Annotated in this window: 27 protein-coding genes; 1 reads left to right on the top strand and 26 read right to left on the bottom strand. The window is 46.5% G+C overall.

All coding sequences use genetic code 11. The features are described from left to right. Positions 1–151: 151 nt before the first annotated feature. Both DESOR_RS22395 and DESOR_RS22400 read right to left on the bottom strand, forming a co-directional pair. A complete protein-coding gene (locus DESOR_RS22395) occupies positions 152–976 on the bottom strand; it encodes a hypothetical protein (RefSeq protein WP_158309063.1) in 825 nt (274 codons plus the stop codon). 40 nt (positions 977–1,016) lie between these two features. Continuing rightward, on the bottom strand, positions 1,017–2,546 hold the full coding sequence (locus DESOR_RS22400; protein ID WP_014186878.1) for a YifB family Mg chelatase-like AAA ATPase: 1,530 nt from the start codon (positions 2,544–2,546) through the stop codon (positions 1,017–1,019). Positions 2,547–2,578: 32 nt separating this feature from the next. Between DESOR_RS22400 and DESOR_RS29505 the strand changes: the two genes are divergently transcribed. Next, complete coding sequence (locus DESOR_RS29505; RefSeq protein ID WP_158309064.1) at positions 2,579–2,722, top strand: hypothetical protein; 144 nt, start codon at positions 2,579–2,581, stop codon at positions 2,720–2,722. Between the two features lie 127 nt (positions 2,723–2,849). On the opposite strand, the gene DESOR_RS22405 is transcribed toward DESOR_RS29505, so the two are convergent. From DESOR_RS22405 to rpsP, 24 genes are all read right to left on the bottom strand, one after another. After that, positions 2,850–4,652: a HAMP domain-containing sensor histidine kinase gene (locus tag DESOR_RS22405; RefSeq protein WP_014186879.1), complete on the bottom strand. Its 1,803-nt coding sequence runs from the start codon at positions 4,650–4,652 to the stop codon at positions 2,850–2,852. After that, a complete protein-coding gene (locus DESOR_RS22410) occupies positions 4,649–5,344 on the bottom strand; it encodes a response regulator transcription factor (RefSeq protein WP_014186880.1) in 696 nt (231 codons plus the stop codon). The genes DESOR_RS22405 and DESOR_RS22410 overlap by 4 nt, the downstream gene beginning before the upstream one ends. Before the next feature lie 131 nt (positions 5,345–5,475). Then, positions 5,476–5,838 carry a YraN family protein gene (locus DESOR_RS22415; RefSeq protein WP_014186881.1) on the bottom strand — a complete coding sequence of 121 codons (363 nt, stop codon included), beginning with the start codon at positions 5,836–5,838 and terminating at the stop codon, positions 5,476–5,478. A gap of 179 nt (positions 5,839–6,017) precedes the next feature. After that, a complete protein-coding gene (locus DESOR_RS29510; protein ID WP_158309065.1) occupies positions 6,018–6,188 on the bottom strand; it encodes a hypothetical protein in 171 nt (56 codons plus the stop codon). A 96-nt stretch (positions 6,189–6,284) separates the two neighbouring features. Next, positions 6,285–7,721, bottom strand: a complete 1,437-nt coding sequence (locus DESOR_RS22420; RefSeq protein ID WP_014186882.1) for an NADH-quinone oxidoreductase subunit N — start codon at positions 7,719–7,721, stop codon at positions 6,285–6,287. Next, positions 7,721–9,277 carry a complex I subunit 4 family protein gene (locus DESOR_RS22425; RefSeq protein ID WP_014186883.1) on the bottom strand — a complete coding sequence of 519 codons (1,557 nt, stop codon included), beginning with the start codon at positions 9,275–9,277 and terminating at the stop codon, positions 7,721–7,723. The genes DESOR_RS22420 and DESOR_RS22425 overlap by 1 nt, the downstream gene beginning before the upstream one ends. Beyond that, a complete protein-coding gene (nuoL, locus tag DESOR_RS22430) occupies positions 9,277–11,223 on the bottom strand; it encodes an NADH-quinone oxidoreductase subunit L (RefSeq protein WP_014186884.1) in 1,947 nt (648 codons plus the stop codon). The genes DESOR_RS22425 and nuoL overlap by 1 nt, the downstream gene beginning before the upstream one ends. Before the next feature lie 21 nt (positions 11,224–11,244). Beyond that, positions 11,245–11,586 (bottom strand): NADH-quinone oxidoreductase subunit NuoK, encoded by a 342-nt coding sequence (gene nuoK, locus DESOR_RS22435; protein ID WP_014186885.1) that lies wholly within the window; start codon positions 11,584–11,586, stop codon positions 11,245–11,247. Then, positions 11,583–12,086, bottom strand: a complete 504-nt coding sequence (locus tag DESOR_RS22440) for an NADH-quinone oxidoreductase subunit J family protein (protein WP_014186886.1) — start codon at positions 12,084–12,086, stop codon at positions 11,583–11,585. The genes nuoK and DESOR_RS22440 overlap by 4 nt, the downstream gene beginning before the upstream one ends. Positions 12,087–12,088: 2 nt before the next feature. Next, positions 12,089–12,490 (bottom strand): NuoI/complex I 23 kDa subunit family protein, encoded by a 402-nt coding sequence (locus DESOR_RS22445; protein WP_014186887.1) that lies wholly within the window; start codon positions 12,488–12,490, stop codon positions 12,089–12,091. Between the two features lie 4 nt (positions 12,491–12,494). After that, entirely contained in the window at positions 12,495–13,541 is a 1,047-nt protein-coding gene (gene nuoH, locus DESOR_RS22450; RefSeq protein ID WP_014186888.1) for an NADH-quinone oxidoreductase subunit NuoH, read from the bottom strand. A 25-nt stretch (positions 13,542–13,566) separates the two neighbouring features. After that, positions 13,567–14,670, bottom strand: a complete 1,104-nt coding sequence (locus tag DESOR_RS22455) for an NADH-quinone oxidoreductase subunit D (RefSeq protein ID WP_014186889.1) — start codon at positions 14,668–14,670, stop codon at positions 13,567–13,569. A gap of 11 nt (positions 14,671–14,681) precedes the next feature. After that, positions 14,682–15,170, bottom strand: coding sequence for an NADH-quinone oxidoreductase subunit C (locus DESOR_RS22460; protein ID WP_014186890.1), 489 nt, complete (start codon positions 15,168–15,170; stop codon positions 14,682–14,684). Then, positions 15,160–15,681 (bottom strand): NADH-quinone oxidoreductase subunit B, encoded by a 522-nt coding sequence (locus DESOR_RS22465; RefSeq protein WP_014186891.1) that lies wholly within the window; start codon positions 15,679–15,681, stop codon positions 15,160–15,162. The genes DESOR_RS22460 and DESOR_RS22465 overlap by 11 nt, the downstream gene beginning before the upstream one ends. Next, positions 15,672–16,028 (bottom strand): NADH-quinone oxidoreductase subunit A, encoded by a 357-nt coding sequence (locus tag DESOR_RS22470; protein ID WP_174275451.1) that lies wholly within the window; start codon positions 16,026–16,028, stop codon positions 15,672–15,674. The genes DESOR_RS22465 and DESOR_RS22470 overlap by 10 nt, the downstream gene beginning before the upstream one ends. A gap of 123 nt (positions 16,029–16,151) precedes the next feature. Then, positions 16,152–16,934, bottom strand: a complete 783-nt coding sequence (locus DESOR_RS22475; RefSeq protein WP_014186893.1) for a ribonuclease HII — start codon at positions 16,932–16,934, stop codon at positions 16,152–16,154. Positions 16,935–17,043: 109 nt separating this feature from the next. Then, positions 17,044–17,877, bottom strand: coding sequence for a ribosome biogenesis GTPase YlqF (ylqF, locus tag DESOR_RS22480; RefSeq protein ID WP_014186894.1), 834 nt, complete (start codon positions 17,875–17,877; stop codon positions 17,044–17,046). Positions 17,878–17,917: 40 nt separating this feature from the next. After that, complete coding sequence (lepB, locus tag DESOR_RS22485) at positions 17,918–18,442, bottom strand: signal peptidase I (protein ID WP_014186895.1); 525 nt, start codon at positions 18,440–18,442, stop codon at positions 17,918–17,920. Positions 18,443–18,583: 141 nt separating this feature from the next. After that, entirely contained in the window at positions 18,584–18,931 is a 348-nt protein-coding gene (gene rplS, locus DESOR_RS22490) for a 50S ribosomal protein L19 (protein WP_014186896.1), read from the bottom strand. Between the two features lie 223 nt (positions 18,932–19,154). Further along, on the bottom strand, positions 19,155–19,712 hold the full coding sequence (locus tag DESOR_RS22495) for an RNA methyltransferase (protein ID WP_014186897.1): 558 nt from the start codon (positions 19,710–19,712) through the stop codon (positions 19,155–19,157). A gap of 78 nt (positions 19,713–19,790) precedes the next feature. Beyond that, entirely contained in the window at positions 19,791–20,600 is an 810-nt protein-coding gene (gene trmD, locus DESOR_RS22500; RefSeq protein WP_014186898.1) for a tRNA (guanosine(37)-N1)-methyltransferase TrmD, read from the bottom strand. A 53-nt stretch (positions 20,601–20,653) separates the two neighbouring features. After that, positions 20,654–21,151, bottom strand: coding sequence for a ribosome maturation factor RimM (gene rimM, locus DESOR_RS22505; protein ID WP_014186899.1), 498 nt, complete (start codon positions 21,149–21,151; stop codon positions 20,654–20,656). Positions 21,152–21,217: 66 nt separating this feature from the next. Continuing rightward, on the bottom strand, positions 21,218–21,448 hold the full coding sequence (locus tag DESOR_RS22510; RefSeq protein WP_014186900.1) for a KH domain-containing protein: 231 nt from the start codon (positions 21,446–21,448) through the stop codon (positions 21,218–21,220). 25 nt (positions 21,449–21,473) lie between these two features. Beyond that, positions 21,474–21,740, bottom strand: a complete 267-nt coding sequence (gene rpsP / locus DESOR_RS22515; RefSeq protein WP_014186901.1) for a 30S ribosomal protein S16 — start codon at positions 21,738–21,740, stop codon at positions 21,474–21,476. Between the last annotated feature and the right edge of the window lie 43 nt (positions 21,741–21,783).

The raw sequence follows: 21,783 nt of genomic DNA on the forward strand, positions 1-21,783 counted from the left end.
GTGTATTACTTTCAACACATGTTTCAAATTCCCTCTATCCTTTGACATTTTTTTTCTTTTATATCACACTTTGTAATTTCTATATCAAAGCTGACTAAAAAGCGTTAAAAAAGCACTAGCATTTCCAGATGCTAGTGCTCTCTCTTTCAGATCAATCTAATTTATCTTTGATCCTCTCACTGATTAACTTCATCTTATTATTGCTTATTTTCCATGTGGATTCAGCGTAGGCCACCGTATTAGCATGGAACCCAACAGAAATTCTTTGTATACCTTGAAGTTCAAGTATACCGTCGTTATCCTCATCCTCCGGCTTTAAGACTCCATAACCATCGACAAGGACCATAGGATTTTTTAATAATTCACCCTCTTTATTGTAAATGCCCATCTCTTCGTAATTTACCGAACCTTGCCCGAGATCGACTGTAGTTCTAAAATTAGTGCTCTTATCAATAACACTTAGCTTATATCCCGGAAGACATTGGGTCTCAAGCTCTAAGCCTTGATTTAAATCCTTTTGGGTGACAATCCCCTTGACTTGATCATCCTGATAAACCAGCAGACTATACTGATACACCCCGCCGCTGCCTCCCGTTGCCAGGGAAACCAAGATATCCTGAGATAAAGGTTTCGTGAAACTGCCTATATAGATCTGGGGCTCATAGCCAACGTTGAGTTCTCCAATCGAAGCTGCGGAAAACTCCCTTGTTTGACCGTTCTTTACGGCAATTCCAATATTCCCGACGAAAGGACTGTCTTCATATTCTTTCACTCCATACAGCACCACATCATCCTCTATCCCGTCACTATTAAGATCAGCTTTTTTACTGTCATAAACATAAGTATTTTTTTCTAATGTTATACCTTTAGGAACAAACACTGTTCCCGGCTGATAAGTATCTGTCGTTCCTGCTGGCCCTATACCGGCAGTCCCTAACATCAGCGCGATTATTCCTGTAAACACGATCCTCATCATTTCTGTCTTCATAAAAAACACACCTCATTCCCTAGTACTTCTAAAGTTGATAACACTTATCTAAGGCCCGAAACTGAATGGCCTCAGCTAAATACTCAGGAAGAATTTCTGCAGAACCTTCAAGGTCAGCAATGGTACGAGCTACTCTAAGAATCCGATCGTGGGCACGAGCACTAAGATGTTGAGTATTATAAACCGATTGCAGCAGTGCTTCCCCTTTTGCCGATAATTTCCCGTATTCCTTGCTTTCTTTAGCTGTCATCTCCGCATTGGTTTTCTCCGGTCCCAGCCTCGCCCATTGCCTTTGCCGGGCAGCCGTCACTCTCTCCCTAACGACACTTGAAACCTCGTTATCCCCCTTGTTCTTTAAGTCATCATAATTTAACCGGGGAACTTCAACCTGTATATCGAAACGATCCAATAAAGGGCCGGAAATTCTGCCCAGATAGTTCTGAATCTGCAGGGGCGTACACTGGCAGACTCTGCCCTGATCACCGTAATAACCACAAGGGCAGGGATTCATGCTGGCCACGACACTGACATGAGCCGGGTAAGTAATACTGCCCGCCTGCCTGGTGATCTTTAATTCCCGGTCTTCCAAAGGCTGGCGGAGACATTCTAAAACTTCCCGTGCAAACTCCGGCAATTCATCTAAAAACAATACTCCCCGGTTGGCAAAGCTTAATTCGCCGGGACGCAGATTTCTGCCCCCGCCGATCATCCCTACTTTAGTGATGGTGTGATGAGGGCCGCGAAAGGGCCGGTCTGGAACTAAGGAGCCATGGCAGTTCAATAAGCCGCAAACACTGTAAAGCTGGGTGACCTCAATGCTCTCCTTCTCATTTAAAGGAGGTAGTATCCCGGAAAAGGCTTTCGCCAGCAAAGTTTTGCCTGACCCCGGCGGACCGACTAACATCACATTATGCCCGCCTGCGGCAGCTATTTCCAGTGCCCGTTTTGCAAGATACTGACCGTGAACATCAGCCCAATCCACCTTAACTTTATTAATTAGTTCAGGATGAGGAACCTTAACCAGGATTTCATCCTCAAAGCTTTTTGTCTCCAAAGCCTTGACTGCCTGGGCCAGGGTGGCGGCGCTATGGCTCTCTAATTCAGTGACTAAGTGTGCTTCAGCCAGATTTTCCGGAGGGACTACCAGGCTGACTTTCTTTGCTTCTTCTTTATTTAAGGCCATAGCCATGGTGAGTACACCGGGCACGGGCCTGAGGCTCCCTTCTAAGGAAAGTTCACCGGAAAACACATAGTCGGCCAAAGCGGCTGAAGTGCATTGATGGGTTGCCGCCAGTATCCCGATGGCAATGGGCATGTCCAGGCCTGATCCTTCTTTACGCAAATCCGCAGGGGCTAAGTTCACTGTGACCCGCTGCAAGGGGAACTGATAGCCCGAATTGCGAATGGCCGATCGCACCCGATCTCTCGCCTCTCTGACCGCCGTATTGGGAAGCCCGACAATTTCGAAGCTGGGCAAGCCATTGGACACATCAACTTCGACACGGATTAAGTGAGCTTGTAAGCCCAGGACTGTCATTCCATAGACTGCAGCGAACAAGTGAATCTCCTCCTTAGGAGTAACAGTTCGCTTTGATTCTGAATATTCCTCCCCAAGAGGAGGATTTTTCCGGGACAAAGATAGCAGCAACGGACCCGGAAACTCACGAAAAATACAAGAGTGCTGAGTTCTTCGGAAAGAAAAATACAAGAGTGCTGAGTTCTTCGGAAAGATAGAAAGAAACAGGGAGCACAACTAACAGCTGTCGCTCCCTGTTTTATTAACTGTATCGATGTAACTTCTTATACCCCTGCACTCAAGGGACTTAGCTAGGTTCTTAACCAGCAAATGAGCCAAACTAATTTATTTAGGAAGGAATATCAGAAAAGTGGTTCCTTTGCCCATATCGCTTTCCACACGGACGTTACCGCCGTGAGCCTCGACAATTTGACGCACAATGGCCAGCCCTAAGCCCATACCTCCATCTTTACGACTCCTGGCCTTATTAACTCTAAAGAAACGATCAAAGATGTAGGGCAGGGCCTCTTTGGGGATTCCTTCCCCTTCATCTTGGATTACCAAGCAGATTTCGTTAGGCTCTTCCTTCATGCATACTCGCACCGTTTTGCCCGGCGGCGTATGCCGCAAAGCATTATCTAAAAGATTAATAAAGACTTGTAAAAGTTGATCCGGGTCTGCAACCAATTGCCCGGACCCCTGGCAAATTTCCAAATTAACCCCCAGCTCTTGGGCCCTGCCTTGAAAACGTTGGTCGATATCCTGGAGAAAGTCTTCTAAGTCGATCTCAATAGGTTGGATGACTTGTCCGCGTTCGAGCCAGTTAATTTCCTGCAGATTTTGGACCAAGCGGGCTAAGCGTTTGGATTCTTCTATAACTAAGTCAATATATTCTTCATGTTGATCTATTGGTATAACTCCATCTTCAATAGCTTCCAAATATCCTTGGATTAAATGCAGCGGGGTCCTAAGCTCATGAGTGACACTGGCCAAGAACTCACGCCGGGACTTTTCCGCCCGCAGGGAAGCCGTCACATCCCGCAATACGGCAACATGCCCGCGTATACCTTCATTTTCCGCCATAGGAGCCATAACAATCTGCAACACTTGAATATCCAGGGTTACTAAATCTTCCTGATTTCCCTTTTCAGCCATAGCCTGGAGAATGGAAACTATTTGAGTCTTTCTTTCCTCCACCTCTGCTTCATTTTCCTGCCACAAGGCTTTTGCAGAGTCATTGGCATACAGAATCGAACCATCTATGCTCAGCATGATCACTGCATCACTGATACTTTCCACAATTCCCTGGAGTAAATTCTTCTCTTGGGAAAGCCAAGCCATATGATTCTTCAAGCTTTCCCCCATTGAATTCAAAGACTCTGCCAACTCACCAATTTCATCCTTGCTGGTAACTCCTTGAATAGGCAAAAAATCGCCTTTGGCCATACGAGTAGCGCCACGCTGCATTAAGCCCAGGGGACGGGTAACATGCTGGGCAAAAATAAGGCTGACCACTGTAGCCAGAAAAACGGCAATTAAGGAAGCATACAGGATTAAGCGGCGAAAGGTGGCAATGCTTTCTTGTAAGGGAATAGGAGAACTACCCAGCAAAACAACCCCTTTAACTGGATTTGAGCCCACTGGAGTAGCCGCAAGCAGCATAGCTTGTGCACCGCCATTGATGGGCAGGGCTTTAATAGAGATGGTCTGACCGGACAAGACTTGCTCTAGATTACCTTGGGTAAAAAAATCCGTTGGGCGCAGATCTCCGGACCAGCCATTAAGGGCACCTCCGATTAGACTCTTGGGATACCACTCAATACTGCCCTGGGTCCCCTGGGGATTAATTGAGCCCGCCATAACGACTAGATTTCCCTGGGTGTCAAGAAGCACCAGTTGAGTTCCGGAAGTTAACTTAAGAGATTCAAGTAAGGCAAGACGAGCACTCCAGTTGGGTACAGATGCCAACTGTGCCGATATTTCCGTAGCTTCTGAACGAAGAGAATTTAATTTTTGCTGCAGATAAAAATCACCAAACAGCCAAGTAAGGGTAAAACCCAACCCCCCGAGAACAACGAGAATCAGCAGGGTTATAGCAAGCCATAATTTCATGGAAATTGACCAGGGATGATGCTTTCTCCTAATCATTTAGAGTGTACCTGATCAGAGTCAAATTTGTAACCCACACCCCAGACGGTGACCAACATCCCTTTGACGCTGGGATGATTGAGCTTCTCTCTCAGTTTTTTAACATGGGTATCCACTGTACGGGCATCCCCATAGAAATCATAACCCCACACTGTTTCCATCAGTTGTTCTCTTGAAAACACTCGCCCTCGATTTTTAGCTAGGAAATATAATAAATCAAATTCAAGAGGGGTCAAATTGATAACCTCATCGCCAATACTTACCCGGTGCCGTTCTTTGTCAATACAGAGCAAGCCTGCCGTGATTTCCGAAGAAACTGATTGAAGCTGCCCTCTGGAACGGCGTAAGAGAGCCTTGACTCGCGCAACAAGTTCCTTCGTACTAAAGGGCTTAACCAGATAATCATCCGCCCCCAGCTCAAGCCCCAGAACACGGTCAAACTCTTCCCCCCGAGCAGTGAGCATAATGATGGGCAGGGATGAACTCTCCCGGACTTCACGACAGACACGCCAGCCATCAATATCCGGCATCATCAGATCAATAATCAATAAGGAAAACTGACCTGCCCGAAATTTTTCTAAGGCCACACGTCCATCCTCTGCTTCCTCAACTGTGAAGCCTTCTCGTTCGAGATATAAGCGTACTAAACTTCTGATTTTTTCTTCGTCATCAACAATTAAAATCGGGTCCAATTTACAAACTCCCCTTTGGTGGCCGATTAAATAGAACTTCCATCAGTTCCTTTAATTATAGCTTAGATTATATCATTATTAAGTCTATCATTCATTTTTGAATATTTTGTGACTAAACTATGATATAAATCTTAGTATTGCAAAGCCCCTTTATACCAATGAACTTCAGACTTATCCTCCAGCCAGCGAATGGCAATCACATCAAATCTTAAGCTCGGCCAACTAGTATATCTTTTTTGCAGCAAATAAAAGGAGGCAATAGACTGTAAGCGCTGGGCTTTTTTAAAGGTGATGCTCTCTTCTCCCCAACCTCGATAGGCTGACCTGCGGGTGCGTACTTCTATAAACACCAGAACTTCACCATCCAGAGCAATTATATCCATTTCTCCTTTAGGACAACGATAATTTTGTTGGATTATGACTAGTCCTGATTCTTGAATTGTATTTGCAGCTAATTCTTCGCCGGATTTTCCCAGAGATTGTTTGTTCCCCATGACAGGACATCTCCTTTTCTCCTTAGTATCCTTGTGCGATTAGCTTAGCTGATAATTCCCCATGCCGCTACTGCAGTACCATCAGATGATGACAATGTGAGTACTCCTGGGGTCGGGCAGTTTCGCCACATCCGCTTACTCAGCATTCCGAAGCTCGCCTACTCGCCGGTGCGGGAGCTTCACCAAACCTCCGGGTAATACCTGAGGTGAACCATGGCTCCGCTTCCCCGCGCCGGCTTTGTAAGCTTTACCGCCTCTCCATGCAATGAGTTCACTCCTGTGGACGAAGCTGCCCTGGCTTTCAGGTCAACGGTCTTTTTGAATGTTTTGGGGCATTTTAAGATATACATTTTTCAGAGGTAGTATAAAGAGATTCTCAGTTTTATAAACTGAGAATCTCTTCTTTGCTTAGCATTGAAACCATAACCTTAGTCAACAACTAAGGATTAAAACAAACTCTGGGCGGCAGAAATCGCCATTTGAGCCAGTGGGGTTGGGTAAAGACCAATGACAATGGTGATGACCATAGTGAATACCAGGGTGAATTTCATGGCTCCATGGACCGGAACATCCGGTAATCCTTCCCCTTCAGCCAGGAACATGACTTTGACAACGGAAAGATAGTAGTACACGGAGATCATACTCATCACAAAACCGATATAGGCAATAGCCACATACCCTGAATCCATAACGGCAGAGAAAAGATAAAACTTTCCAACGAAACCTGCCAAAGGCGGAATTCCGGCCAGGGATAACAAGGAAGCTGTCATAACTACGGTTGCTAAAGGTGAACGCCGCCATAACCCTGCCAAATCTCTGATCTCACTACTGCCTTGTTTTTCGGAGATGAGCGTTGCTACAGCAAAAGCTCCCATATTAGCGAAGACATATATCATGGCGTAGAAGATAACGCCTTTGATCCCCGCAACGGATTCGGCAATAATGCCCACCATTAAATATCCCGCTTGAGCAATGCTTGAAAAAGCTAAGAGACGTTTCAGATTCGTCTGCGGTATAGCGATCAAGTTACCCATAATCATGGTCATAGCTGCCAAGACTAACAACAGTGATTGACCAGTTGCTGAGAAGGATTGGGAATTCATGGTGATGAGATAAACACGAATCAGCACTGAAAAGGCAGCGGCCTTTGAGGCAATAGCCAAAAATGCCGTAACTGGTGTAGGCGCACCTTCGTAAATATCCGGCGACCAGAGGTGAAAGGGAACCAGGGAAATCTTAAAGCCCAATCCAGCCAAAATGAACACCGTCGCCAAGAAGGAAGCCGGCGTCAGATTGCCGCCTAGCCTGCTGGCAATGACTGCCAGCTCAGTAGATCCCGTCAAACCATAGATTAGGCTGATTCCGTAGAGCAATATAGCAGAGGAAGTAGCCCCCAGCACCAGGTATTTGATGCCGGCCTCGGAAGAACGAGGGTCATCAGCTAAATACGCTACCAAAATATAGAAGGAAATCGTCATGAGCTCTAAGCCCACATACATCGTAATCAACTCGCCGGCTCCAGCCATGATCATCATGCCTAAGGTAGCCATCAGGAGCAAGGAGTAGAATTCCCCGCGATGTTTCGGTAATTTCTGCACATATCCCCCGGAGGAGAGTACAACCAGCAGTGCAGCTGCAAGGAAAAGTATCTTGAAATAGATAGCAAACTGATCGTGCAGATACAAGCCGTCTAAGAAAGAAATTCTCTCGCCAAAGAAAAAGTCATATAAGGTATAACTGAGAATACCCGCTAAGGAGAAAACAGTCAGCGGCATCATACCTTTACGGGCTCCAGCTGGAATCAACAGTCCAATGGCCAACAGAATTAAGGAAAGAAGGACCAGGGATATTTCAGGCGTGAGCACTGTTGTAATATTGAACATTAGAACAACCCTCCCATCTTCGCCTGACTCACCATCTCAAGGACCTTGGCAAGGCCTGAGGAGGTAACTCCGGTATTAATCATACCCAAGACTAAGTTGGGGAATATCCCGCCAACAAAGATCACGAAGCCAAATACAACTAAAGGCACCAGTTCCGGCCCGCGAATGTCTTTTAGATAATCCCATTCGGAGCGGCGGGGTCCAAAGAGGACATTGGCAATGGTTCTCAAGATGTAGACTGCCGTGAAGATAATCCCAGCAATCCCTAACACTGTTTGCACAGGCAAAGCCTTAATAGAGCCCATGAAGATGGTAAATTCAGCAATAAAATTAACCGTGCCGGGCAATCCCAGGGAAGCCATCCCTGCAATCATGAAACCAATGGCCAAACGGGGCATCTGATGCGCCAGTCCGCCCAAATCGGCAATATTGCGGGTATGTGTTTTCTCATAGATGAACCCGATCATGGAGAAGAAGAGAGCTGCCATCACACCATGGGCAAACATCATTGCCACAGCTCCTGTTGCCGCAGTAGGACTCAAGGCGGCCACAGCGATGATAACATATCCCATATGGCTGACGGATGAATATCCCACCACATATTTCAGGTCTTTTTGAGCCAAAGCAATAAAGGCGGCATACAGGACACTGACCACAGCCAGAGTAGCTATATAAGGCGCCCAGAACTTAGCACCAATGGGCAGGACAAAAATACCTAAGCGAATTAAACCGTAGCCCCCGATCTTCTTCAAGACCCCGGCGTGAATCATACTCACTGCCGTAGGTGCTCCGGCATAACCATCAGGAGACCAGGAGTGGAAAGGAAACATGGAAATCAAGGAACCAAAACCTACAATCATTAAAGCAAAGGCAACTTTTTGGAAAGCCGGACTGTAGAGGTCCTGCCGGGCTGCCAGCTGATCAAACATAAAGGTAGGATTGCCGTTTGAACCTGCTGCCAAGTAGAGAGCGACCATGCCAACCAAGAGGAAAGCCGATCCAATCAGCAGGAAAATGGTCAGTTTCATAGCGGCGTATTCCTTAGTAACCCGTTTGGTGCTCCCCCAGATGATAACCATGATGTAGATTGGGATAACCACAATTTCATAGAAAAGGAAGAAGATAAACAGATCCCGGGCAATGAAGGTGCCCATGACACCGGCAATCAGAATAAGGAGCAGGATAAAGAACTCTTTGACACGCTTGTCAATATTCCAGGAAGCATAGATAGACGAAAAACCAATCAGGTTTGTGAGCAGCAGCATGGGTAAACTTATGCCATCCACACCCAAAGCTAAGGTCACGCCCAAATCCGGAACCCAGGGAATGGTCAGCGTGTACTGCATTCCCCCCTGCGCCCAATCATAGGCTGCAAAGGCATAAAGAGAAAGCACTAAGGATACGAACATACCCAGAGCGGCTACGATTTTTATAGTTTTTGTCTCTTCCTTGGGCAGGAAAACAATGGTTAGCATAGCCACGAGGGGTGCCAGCAGCGTGAAGGGCAGGATCATGGATATTGAACTCACTGTTGGTAGTGCTGGTAGTGCAGACATTATTTCACACCTCCTAGCGTCGCTAAGGGGTTAAGCGCCGATAGTTGACCTTCCCCAAAGACAAAGACCATGAAGATAATTACGACTGCGAAGAAGAACACCATAGCATAGGTTTGCAGCTGTCCGGTATTGGTACGGCGCAAAACTTTGCCGCTGCCCCGGGTAATTAAAGCCAGGCCATTGACAATGCCGTCCACGATGTAGATATCAAACCAGTAGAGAACTTTGCCCAGGCCATCCATAATGTAGTGAATAAGCCAGAGATAGATCTCATCAATGTAGTATTTATTCTTCAGTAATTTGTAGACGCCAGGGAAGCGTGCCACCATGTCCTCAGCGGAGATGGCTTTCACCACATAGATCGCGTAAGCTAAGGCGATACCTAAAAGTCCGGCTACGACGGAAATACCGGCTAAGCCCCAGGCTATCCCTTCATGCTCAAATTCTCCATAGTGGATAAAGAAGCCGAAATTATGCTCCGGCAGAGCCACAAAGCCGCCAAAAACACTGAGAAAACCAAGAATCATCAAGGGAATGGTCATGCTCCAGGGAGATTCCTTAGCATGATTCTCCGACCTTTCCGGTCCCATAAACACTACAAAGAACAGCCTACACATATAAAAGGCTGTCAGGAAGGCTGTAAATAAGCCAACGCCATAAATAATCGGGTGACCGTTATGCAGGGCACTGGCCAAAATTTCATCCTTGGACCAGAAGCCGGCAAAAGGAGGAACTCCCGAGATGGCCAAGACACCAATTGCGAAAGTCGTCCCTGTAATAGGCATCTTCTTCCAAAGTCCGCCCATTTCCCAGATGTCCTGCTTATGATGCATGGCGTAAATTACAGAGCCTGCACCTAAGAACATCAGAGCCTTGAAGAAGGCATGGGTCATCAGGTGGAACATGGACGAGGTCAGGGAGCCTACGCCTAAGGCAAAAATCATATAGCCCAACTGGCTTAAAGTTGAGTAGGCCAGGATTCGTTTGATGTCATCCTGAGCAATGGCAATAGAGGCGGCAAAAATCGCCGTAAATGCCCCTAAGCCGGCAATGAACTGTAAAGCCATGGGGGAAGCATGATCAAAGAAGAAATACATCCGGGCCACTAAATAAACCCCGGCCACAACCATGGTTGCCGCATGGATCAAAGCACTGACAGGCGTCGGACCTTCCATGGCATCCGGGAGCCAAACATGGAGAGGAAACTGTCCGGATTTTCCGATGGGTCCCATAAAAACGAGGAAAGCCGTAATAGTAACATAGCCTGCTGTGCCAATCACAGCCACATCCTGAATGTTCATGCTCATTGCTGCCGAAAGGGCCGCAAAATCCAGGGTGCCAAACTTGGCATAGATAAAGAGCATGCCCAAGAGCAAGCCGAAGTCTCCCACACGAGTGGTAATAAAGGCTTTCTTGGCAGCCTCCCGTGCGGATACTTTGAAGAACCAGAAACCAATCAACAAATAGGAGCAGAGTCCTACTAACTCCCAGAAAATAAAGAGCTGCAGGAGGTTCGTCGCTATAACCATGCCCAGCATAGATGATGCAAACAAGGACTGATAAGCATAATACCGCGAAAAACCCTCATCTCCGTGCATATATCCTAAAGAGTAAATTTGTACCATGGAGGCTACTAACGTAACAACAAAGAGCATCATGGCACTAAGAGGATCGACGATGGTCCCAAAATCAATCTTTAAGCCTACAATATCAAGCCAATTCACATTTACAATCGCAGGATGCTCCACAATTTCTCCGCCCGCCTGAATGACACCCAGGCCAATAGCAATAGCCAAGCCCAATGAGGCGAGAATTGCGAGAATCGACACTGTGGAAGACAGTCCTTTGGATCGTTTCGTGACAAAGGCGATGAGTAGAAACGACAAGAAGGGCAAAAAAGGAACTAACCACGCCCAATGAAAGAGATCATGCATTTCCTTGAACACCTACCTTCTCCATAGTCTCTCTTACCACTTCAACCAATTCAAATCGTCAACGTTGGTTGATTGACGATTACGGTGAATTGTAATAATCAATGCAAGTCCAACTGCAACTTCGGCGGCTGCGACAACAATGACGAAAAGAGCAGCCACATGTCCGGTAAGCACATAGTGAATGTCTATCTTTTGATTCCAGATAAAACGGTTGAACGCCACAAAATTAATGTTGACGGCATTCAGCATTAATTCAATAGACATGAGGGTGGCAATAATATTTCTCTTGGCAAATACCCCATATAATCCGATGGAAAAGAGCATCGCCCCTACCAAGAGATACGTCGAAAGCCCAACACTAAAATTTCCAATCATTTGCTTTCGTTCACTCCCTTCGCCAAGATCACGGCGCCAACTAAGGCTACAGTGAGCAAAACAGCGGCTGCTTCAAAGGGGATCATGAAACGGCTAAGCAAAAGCAAGGAAAGGTCTTCTGCCGATCCGCCCCCCGTCCAGGGAGTGGCCAAAATTCGCCAGTCAGGATTAGTCAATATAACTAAGCCGATGACCGCGAAAACCGCGATGGAAATAATCGCTCCCCCAAACCAACTGCGGGTTTCCGTATTACTGGCGCAGACATCGCCGCGCAGGGTGAGCATCACTGCGAAGACCACCATCAGGGAGATTGCCGCAGTATAAACCAACAACTGAACTGCTGCCAGGAAGTCGGCATTCAAAAGGATATAAAGCACAGCTATTCCGGAAAAAGAAAGAGCCAGGTAAAGGGCGCTGTGCACAATGTTCTTGGATGTGACAACCATCCAAGCAGCGGCAATGGACAGGATGGCAAAAATAAAGAAAATTACAGTGCTCACACTCACTCCACCTTTCCTTTTCGCTCAGCGCGTTTAATCATATCCCAGTGCATATCTTCCGGTTCATAAATCGCGTTTTCGTATTCTTGAGTCACTTTTAAGGCCTTAGTGGGACATGCTTCTGTACACAAGCCACAGAACAGACAACGGCCCACATCCATATGATAGCTCGTAAGAACTTTTTTATTGGCTTCATTTTTTTCGCTGGTCAATTTGATAACTGAGTTAGGGCAGGCCATAGCGCACATATTGCAGGAAATGCACTTATCCTTGTCCAGCCCCATGGAACTTCGCACCCTGGTGGGAAGATTGGGTCTTTCCTCAGGGTAAAACTCAGTGATATTCGGACCGACCATGCGTTTGAAGGTGATGCCTAAACCTTGTAGTAGACCTTTACCAAACACTGTGTCACCCTCCCATCACGAATCGATAAATGTAGATCCCCAGACCCGTTAACAAAATATTTGCCAGTGACAGCGGCAACAGGACTTTCCAGGCTAAATGCATTAAGTGGTCAATACGAATTCTGGGGAAGGTCCAACGAACCCACATCATGATGAAGATCATCACTCCCACTTTCATAAAGAACCAGACATAGCCCGGCAAAAATCCGGGGCCCTGCCAGCCGCCTAAGAATACTGTCGCTGCCAGTGCGGATAAAGCCGTCATATTTCCATACTCACCTAGGAAGAACAATCCCCAGCGCAGTCCAGTGTACTCTGTAAAGGGACCGGCGACAACCTCCTGGTCCGCTTCCACCAAGTCAAAGGGGGCACGGTTTAATTCCGCTAAGCCTGCGATTAAGAATATTGCGAAGGCCAGTGGCTGAATGGCAATAAAAGGAATAGTACCTTGTGCTTCAACTATGGTCCCCAAGTTAAAGGACTGGGTAATCATAACCACGCCCAGCAAGGAAAAGAGCAAGGGGATTTCATAACTGATCATTTGCGCTACAGCCCTCATCCCGCCCAGCAAGGAATATTTATTGTTGGAACCCCAGCCGGCCATTAAGAAACATAAAGTCGAAATAGAGGAGATAGCAATAAAGTAGAAAATACCTAAATCAATATTAACAGGAGCCAATCCATTTCCGTAAGGAATGACCGCCAGCGTCATCATCGGCAGGCAGAAAATAATCATGGGGGCAATTTTAAAAATCACCTTATCCGCACCTGCCGGAGTAACATCCTCTTTTCCCATGAGTTTTAAAGCATCAGCAATTGTCTGGAACCATCCGCGCGGACCGAGACGATTGGGCCCTGGCCTTTGTGAAGTCCAGCCTGCTACCTTGCGTTCAAGCAAGATTAAAATCAAAGCAGCCAGAACAACAATCAAAACCACGATGATAAAATTAATAACATTCATGGTTAGATTAGCCCAAATTGACTGGGGATCCGCGAAAAAACTTCGGATGAATTTCGCAATAATCAAAAACAGATTATTAAGAGTCTCCATCTTATTCTCCCCTCATCACAAATTACTACTTATCAACTTCACCTAAAACAGCATCTAAGGTGGCGAAAATAGCGACAACGTCTTGGATTTTCCATCCCTTCGCTACTATCGGGAGCATCTGCAGATTGATGAATGTACCCGGTCTGATACGAAGCCGTTCCGGTTTGGTGGTGCCGTTGCTGACAATGTAAAAGCCCAGTTCCCCTTTAGGGTTTTCTACACGATGATAGACTTCCCCAGCAGGGGGTTTTATAACCTTAGGTACCTTGGCCATGATGGGACCGCCGGGTATATCCCGCACTGCCTGTTTTATGATCTTAATGCTTTCTACAATCTCATCTAAACGCAGGATAGTCCGATCATAACTATCGCAGCCTGTCCGCACCGGAACCTTGAAGTCAAAGCGGTCATAAATGCCGTAGGGCTCCGCTTTGCGAACATCATAGTCCACTCCCGATGCTCTCAGAACCGGACCGGTTACCGACAGGTTTTCCGCCATTTCCTTGGTTAGAATCCCAACATTCTTCAACCGTCCCAGGGCAATTTCATTGCCAAAAAAGATGCCGTAGTATTCTTCGATCATCTCCGGGGAGTCATCCAGGAAGGATTGCAGGGCAGGCCAAAATTCTTCCGGAGGCTCTGCCGAAATTCCGCCGATGCGCATGATGTTGACTGTCAAACGGCTTCCCGCCGTCATTTCATACATATCACAAATACGTTCCCGGTCGCGGAAAGCATAGGACCAGGCTGTCCAGCCTGCCAAATCCAGTGCCGTACTGGCAATCATAACCTGATGACTGGCGATTCGGGCCAGTTCCGCGAAAATAACCCGCAAGTATTCCCCTCGCTCGGGAATCTCTACGCCCATCAGCTTTTCAACAGTTTGCACATAAGCCAAATTATTATGCGGGGAGGCCAAATAATCCAAGCGGTCAGTGTAAGGTATGAACTGAGTATAGGTGCGGCTTTCGGCCAGTTTCTCCATACCCCGGTGCAAATAACCCAGCTTAGGATCAATATGAGTAACAGTTTCTCCCTCTAAATGGACCACCATGCGAAACAGACCATGCATACTGGGGTGCTGGGGGCCCATATTTAATACGAGTTCTTCGGTTTTTCCTATGGACATGCTATTACCCCCTATTCCCCTTCTTTTCGTACACGCATGACATTACGAACTTCAATGGGTTCCGTAACGTAGTCTTTGCGCAATGGGTATCCTTCAAAATCATCCCACATATAAATGCGTTTGAGATTAGGATGCCCTTTGAATTTAATACCAAACATATCGTAAGCTTCTCGTTCCAGATAATTGGCCCCTTCCCAGATACGGGTCGCGGAATCGATAACAGGATTATCACGGTCCACACTGGCTTTAATTCTCAAGAGCTGGGGGCCATGAAGACTTGACAGCTGATAGACAACTTCAAAATGATCTCCGCAGTCCAGACCGCATAAATCGTGTAGAAAATCACATGGTACATCGGGAAAGCTTTTAGCTCCCGATAATACTTCACTGATATAAGGAGCTTGAACTTTCAAGACGAGAACCCCTAGAATCTCTTCAACGCTGCCGTTAACTCGTGCTGCCAGTTCATCTACATGCCGGCTTAAAATATTATTTTCCATGTCTCATTAACCTCACCTTAGCGGGATTTGAAACTTTAAATTGAAGTTGCAAAAGCCCATAAATTAAGGATTCTGGCCTAGGAGGGCACCCGGGAATATAAACATCGACAGGCAAGAATTTATCGACACCCGCAAGCATGGAGTAGGAATCGACAAAAGGCCCACCTGCATTTGCACAGCTTCCCATGGCAATTACCCATTTTGGCTCAGGCATTTGGTCGTAAATTCTTCTTAATAAAGGAGCCATTTTGCGAGTACAAGTACCCGCCACGATCATGACATCAGCTTGTCGAGGTGAAGCACGGAAAACCTCATACCCAAAGCGGGAAATATCATAGCGAGGTCCGCCGGTAGCCATCATCTCAATTGCACAGCAAGCCAAGCCTAAAGTTACCGGCCAAAAGGAATGTCCTCTCGCCCAGTTTAAGGCTTTATCAATTGTTGTCACCAAAACATTTTTTTCCATCAACGCTTCTTCTTCGCGAAGACGTTTTTCTGAGGCTACATCCACTCTAGAGCACCTTCCTTCCAAGCATACCAGAAACCAACTAAGAGAATGATGATGAAGATGAACATTTCCACGAAGGCAAATGTTCCTAGTTTTTGGAATGTTAAGGCCCAAGGATATAAGAAGATTGTTTCTACATCAAATGCAGCAAAAACTAAAGCATACATAAAATAATTGCTCTTAAATCCGAGCCATGTTCTTCCGATGGTCTCGTTACCACATTCATAAGTTGTCAATTTTTCTCTATGCGGTTTATTAGGTGCCAGCAATTTGGGCACAATCATCATAATAATTGATACCGCCATTGCCCCTACCAGAAACACGCCGACTGCAGCAAAATTATTATCCAGCATTTCGTTCGGTTACCTCCCTTCATTAGAATTTTCGATAGCATGCCTCTATTAGCTAAGGCTATTTTGCCACAACCCTCCGGTCCGGTCAATTTAATAGTGTTTTCATTACTTTCTCCCTTTTTAGCTAATAGATGGCTCTTGCTTCACCGGGGCAAAACTCTTACGGTGAAGCGGGCAGGGTCCTTTGCGCTTTAAAACCTGGATATGTTCATTGGTACCATACCCTTTGTTTTTGGAAAACGCATAGTCTGGATAAAGAGAATGAAGCTGAACCATTAATCGATCCCGGGTCACCTTGGCTAAAATTGAGGCCGCCGCGATTGAGGCACTCAAGCGGTCTCCCCCTATGAGCGGAAGCTGCGGAAGTTGGACATCCGGGAGGTTAAGGGCATCAATCAATAAATAATGGGGCCGAATGGTCAATCCTTCGATGGAACGCTTCATAGCCAATTTCGTAGCCTGTAAAATATTTAAAGCGTCAATCTCAGCCGGTTCGGCACTGCCAATAGCATAGTCAATGGCTTGTTTTTGAATTTGGACAAAAAGTTTTTCACGCTTGCTTTCCGTCAGCAGCTTCGAATCATTAAGTCCCGGCAAATTAAATTTCGCAGGCAGTATGCAGGCCCCAGCCACCACCGGTCCGGCCAGAGGCCCCCGGCCGGCTTCGTCTACCCCTGCCAGCAAGAGATAACCTTGTTGCCATAATTTTTTTTCCTCAAGGAGCAACTGCTGAATACGGGCTTCTTCAACAGCTAGTGCCTGTTGGTGCTTAATCAGCTGTTCAGCCAGTTTGCGCACCCCCTGCCTGGGGTCGTTCTGGCAGGCACATATCATACGGGGGGAAGGATCTTTATAGAGTGCTTCTTGAACTTCTCGTATATTCATTTGGGATAACGGTTCCACACTTTTCTCCTCTTCTTTCCCTTAAAGTTGAAGTTCGACATACAAAGACAATTCCCTTTATTTAGGTATCAGTCTTAAATATACACAAAACAATCTGAATGTTTGGAAATTACTGTTTACTTATAAAATCCATGGTAACCGGCCCAAGTTGTCCCGTCCGCAGCTCCTTAAGAAAAATACGGGCAGCTTTCAAGGTATCCACCCGGCCTCCGTGAATCAAGCAGCCCCTTTTGCGTCCCAGGCTCTCCAGGGTAACTTCTGAATCCTCTGCCTTATAGCGAGATAAGGAATTTGGCGAGTTCAGATTCAGCCACTCAAGGACCCAAGCCGCCAGCTCTTCCAAATCAAACACATCATCTTTAACGGCTCCTAAGGCCGCAAGTTTGCGCCCCACATCCAGATCATCAAATTTCGGCCATAACATTCCCGGTGTATCTAACAGTTCCACCCGTTCATGAATTCTCACCCACTGATTTCCCCGGGTCACACCAGGCTTATTAGCCACTTTAACTTGAGCTCCCCCAGTCAATTGATTAATTAAGGATGACTTCCCGATATTAGGTATGCCCACAATCATAGCTTTTATCAGCTGGGGACGGATGCCTTTGGCAGCCTGTTTCGCTTGTTTTGCCCTAACCATTTGTTCAAGTTCCGGCACAATTTGTTTAATGCCCATACCTTTGGTGGCACTGACAGCAAAAACCGGACTGGATTCTTTTAAGTGAGTGAGCCATTTTGACGTCTCATTAGGGGCAGCCAAATCCGCTTTGTTCAGCAATAATAACCTGGTTTTATTGCCGAGGAGTTTATGTAGCATGGGATTTCGGCTGCTGGCCGGTATCCGAGCGTCGGCAAGTTCTAAAACAACATCTACCCATTTCAGCTGCTCCTCTAAAAGACGTCTCGTTTTTGCCATATGTCCTGGAAACCATTGAATACTCATGAATACCTCTCTTTATTCTTCTGAAACTAACTCCGGCTGATCAGCTGGTTTTGGAGATAAACCTAAAACGCTGAAAGGGATAATATACCAACCAAGCTTTTCCTAAGAGATAATCTTTGGGCAGAAGTCCCCATTCTCTTGAGTCTTCACTTTCCCGGCGGTTATCTCCCAACACAAAGACCTTACCCGCAGGAACCACCTCCGGTCCGTAAGGAGGATAATCCCCCTTTTTAACATAGGGTTCCTGAATCGGACTTTCATTAACAAAGACTTTATTGTCTTTAAGCTCTACCTTTTCTCCCTCAACAGCAATGACTCGTTTTACGAAGGTTCGTTTGATATCTTTGGGAAAGGCAAAGACCACCACATCCCCCCGATTAGGGGACCAAAGGCGGTAGGAAAGCCGATTGACAAGAATGTGATCTCCCGGAGCCAAACCTGGTTCCATGGATGATGAGGGAATCAAATAGGGCTGTAATACTACCCATCTCAAAACTGCCCCCGCCAAGATAACTATCCCAACAATTCCTATCAGCCATTTTCTCTTTGATCTCTTATTTTCCATTCTAACGCTCCCCTCTTGAACTACTCTTTTAGTATGAACAAGAATTTTCGGAGCATACATCATTAATTTATTAAAATCATAAAGTTGCTTTAATACCTATTTTGTAAAAAAAAAGAGCCAGATTGCTCCAGCTCTTTTTTTCTAGTCGATACGACGCTCGCGGATACGAGCCGCCTTACCTGAAAGTCCGCGTAAATAGAATAATTTAGCTCGACGTACAACACCTCGGCGAGCCACCTCAATTTTCTCCAAGCGTGGTGAATGTAAAGGGAATGTACGTTCTACCCCGACTCCAGCGAAGACACGTCGAACAGTAAAGGTTTCGCGGATGCCGCCGCCTTTCTTGGCAATGACAAGTCCTTCAAAAACCTGGATACGTTCACGAGTTCCCTCAACGATGCGCACATGTACACGTACTGTATCACCCGGCCGGAAGTTAGGAAGATCCTTTTTCATTTGTTCTTCTTCAATCATGCGAATATAATCCATTAAAAATCCCCCCTTCCTTGGCTAGATGTTCATACACTGATTTCAGCGAGCGGACCATCTATTATCAGACCCTATATATATTAGCACAACCACATTAGTTATGCAACAAATTCTTAGTAAAACTTGGCTGGCACCAAGCCTTTCAGGCGCAGGCGGCCGCCATAGTTGCACTTATGCTTCAGAAAGTATGCAACGAAAAGTTATACTTCTGATTAGTGCAAGATTAATGACCCCGCAGGCGGTCCAGAATAATCGACACGGCGGAGCGCACGGATAAATGATTATACTCCGTTGGTCCATAGATGGGCTCTAAGATGCGGTCCATGGCTTCAACATCTTCCTTGAGAAGTCCCCAACCGGTTCCGAATAAAAGAAGTATAGGGGTTTCCGAAGTATCGATTTCTTCACGAAGCTGAGCATACGTAACCGTATTCTTATACTTGCGGGCATCCGTTGCCACTTTAACTGGAGCAGCTCCATGCTCGCCTTCAATATCAGCGTAAACTGCCTGCAAATTATTAGCGATTGTCACTCTGGAAAAGGCTTCCTGACGATCCGGATTATATTCTGCTCCATATCCTTCCTGCCAAAAACCCATAATCCGTTTAGCCAAATGACGCTGAGCTTCTGCGGGATGAACAACATAATATCGTTTGACACCATAAGTCGTACAGCATCTGGCAATATCATGAAGATCCAGGTTGGTTATGGAAGTGGCGACGGTTTCCATATTCTTATTATACACCGGAGAATGAACCAGGGCTAAATAGATATCTGACACAGATATTCCTCCCAACGCACTTCCCAAAGCCTGAGACCTCTTGGTTAGTGTTAACTCAATTCTAGGTAAGGTTAAATTCTAAGTAGGTTTCTGCGAAGATCGTCTCCGCCTCTTAGGCGGGGGGCAAAGATGTTTCCACTTATCCTGCCAGCGGGAGATTTCCTCATGCTCCAGACGCAGTTCTTCTAAAAGGGGATAGTCATCTGCTTCAAAAAAGATGTTACTCACTAAATCCGGGCGTCTTAAGAAAGTCCGCCGCAGGGATTCTTTTCTTCGCCAACGCTTTATTTGAGCGTGATGTCCGGACAACAAAACTTCCGGCACCTTATGCCCCTCAAAATCCGCGGGGCGGGTATACTGAGGATATTCTAAAAGGCCTATGCTGTGAGAGTCCTCCTCTGCTGAAGCTTCTTCGCCAAGAACGCCGGGAATGAGACGAGCCACAGCATCTATCATAACCATTGCTGCCAATTCCCCGCCTGTCAAGACATAATCGCCAAGAGAAGCTTCCTCATCGGCTAAGTTCCGGATTCGCTCATCGAATCCTTCATAATGCCCGCAGATGAAAACCAGCTCTTCTTCCGCTGACCATTCTTTTGCCTTTTCCTGGCGGAAAACCTGCCCCTGGGGAGATATGAGAATAACCTTCCTCTTCCTTTGTGCAAGAGGCAAATCCCTCATAGCTGCGTAAATAGGTTCCGGCTTTAAAAGCATGCCGGCTCCCCCTCCATAGGGCACATCATCCACATTTTTGTGTTTACTAAGGGCGTAATCCCTGAAATTCACCAATTTGACCTCTAGGTGGCCTGCTGCTTGGGCACGCTTGAGAATGCTCTCCTGCAGCGGTACAAACATCTCAGGGAATAGGGTTAAAACCGTAATTTTCATTGTAAGGATCCTCTCCAGAAAGCTCGTCGTCCCACATGTCCTGAGCAGGTTGTCTAGTCCCGCAGCCCGGGGGGAAGTATCACATCCATGCGCCGGCCGGGAACATCCACATGCTTAACCACACTTTTAAGAGCGGGTATGCACAATTCCTCCCGGTCCCTTTTTACAACATAAACATCATTGGACCCGGTTTCTAATACTTGGGTCAGAGTTCCCAACAAGATACCTTTTTCATAAACCTGCATTCCTTCAAGTTCAAAATAATACCATCCTTCTGCCAGAGGAGGCACTTCCGAGCGGTCGATGCAAACCTCCCAGCCCCGATAGTTTTCTGCCTGATCAAGAGTGTGGATGCCTTCCACAGCAAGTAACACACAGTCCTTTTGCAGCCTGGCTTTCAGGACTTTAAAGTGTTGATTAGCCTTGCCGCGCCGCAATATAACTTCCTGCAGTTTCAGAAAGCGGCCAGGGTCGTCGGTCACAGGATAGACTCTCAGCTCCCCGCCAAGCCCATGGGGACGCAAAACTTCTCCAATCAATACTTCGTCCATATTCGCTGCCTCTTTTCCGGTAGATATTTTTAAAACGTTGAGAAGGGCTAAGTGCCCTTCTCAACGTTATTGATCAATGTCCATATGAACCCGGCGCCCATCCTTGACGGCTGCCGCTTTAACCAGCGTACGAATAGCATTAGCGATCTTACCTTGTTTGCCGATAACTTTACCCATATCTTCAGGAGCGACAGTCAGCTGCAGGTGAACGCTTTTTTCTGTCTCAGTCTGAACAACAAGAACCTGGTCTGTTTGATCCACTAACGCTTTCGCGAGGATTTCTACAAGTTCCTTCACAGGAACCACCCCCCAAACTCTACACTTAGTTCTTGGACTCGTGGAATTTGGTCATGATACCAGCTTGACTCAGCAAAGACTTGGCAGTACTTGAAGGCTGAGCACCTGTTGATAACCATTTCATAGCCTTTTCCTCGTCAATGTTTAGAACGACAGGGCTTTTAGTCGGGTCATAATAGCCGATTTGTTCAATGAAACGACCATCACGAGGAGCTCTTGAGTCAGCAACTACCATACGATAGAAAGGACTTTTTTTAGCACCCATGCGGCACAGACGAATTTTTGCAGCCATGTTTTTCACCTCCTCCATTTGAGGTTCGAAGTTCGAAGTTCGA

Source organism: Desulfosporosinus orientis DSM 765, assembly GCF_000235605.1.
GTDB classification, from domain to species: Bacteria; Bacillota; Desulfitobacteriia; order Desulfitobacteriales; family Desulfitobacteriaceae; genus Desulfosporosinus; species Desulfosporosinus orientis.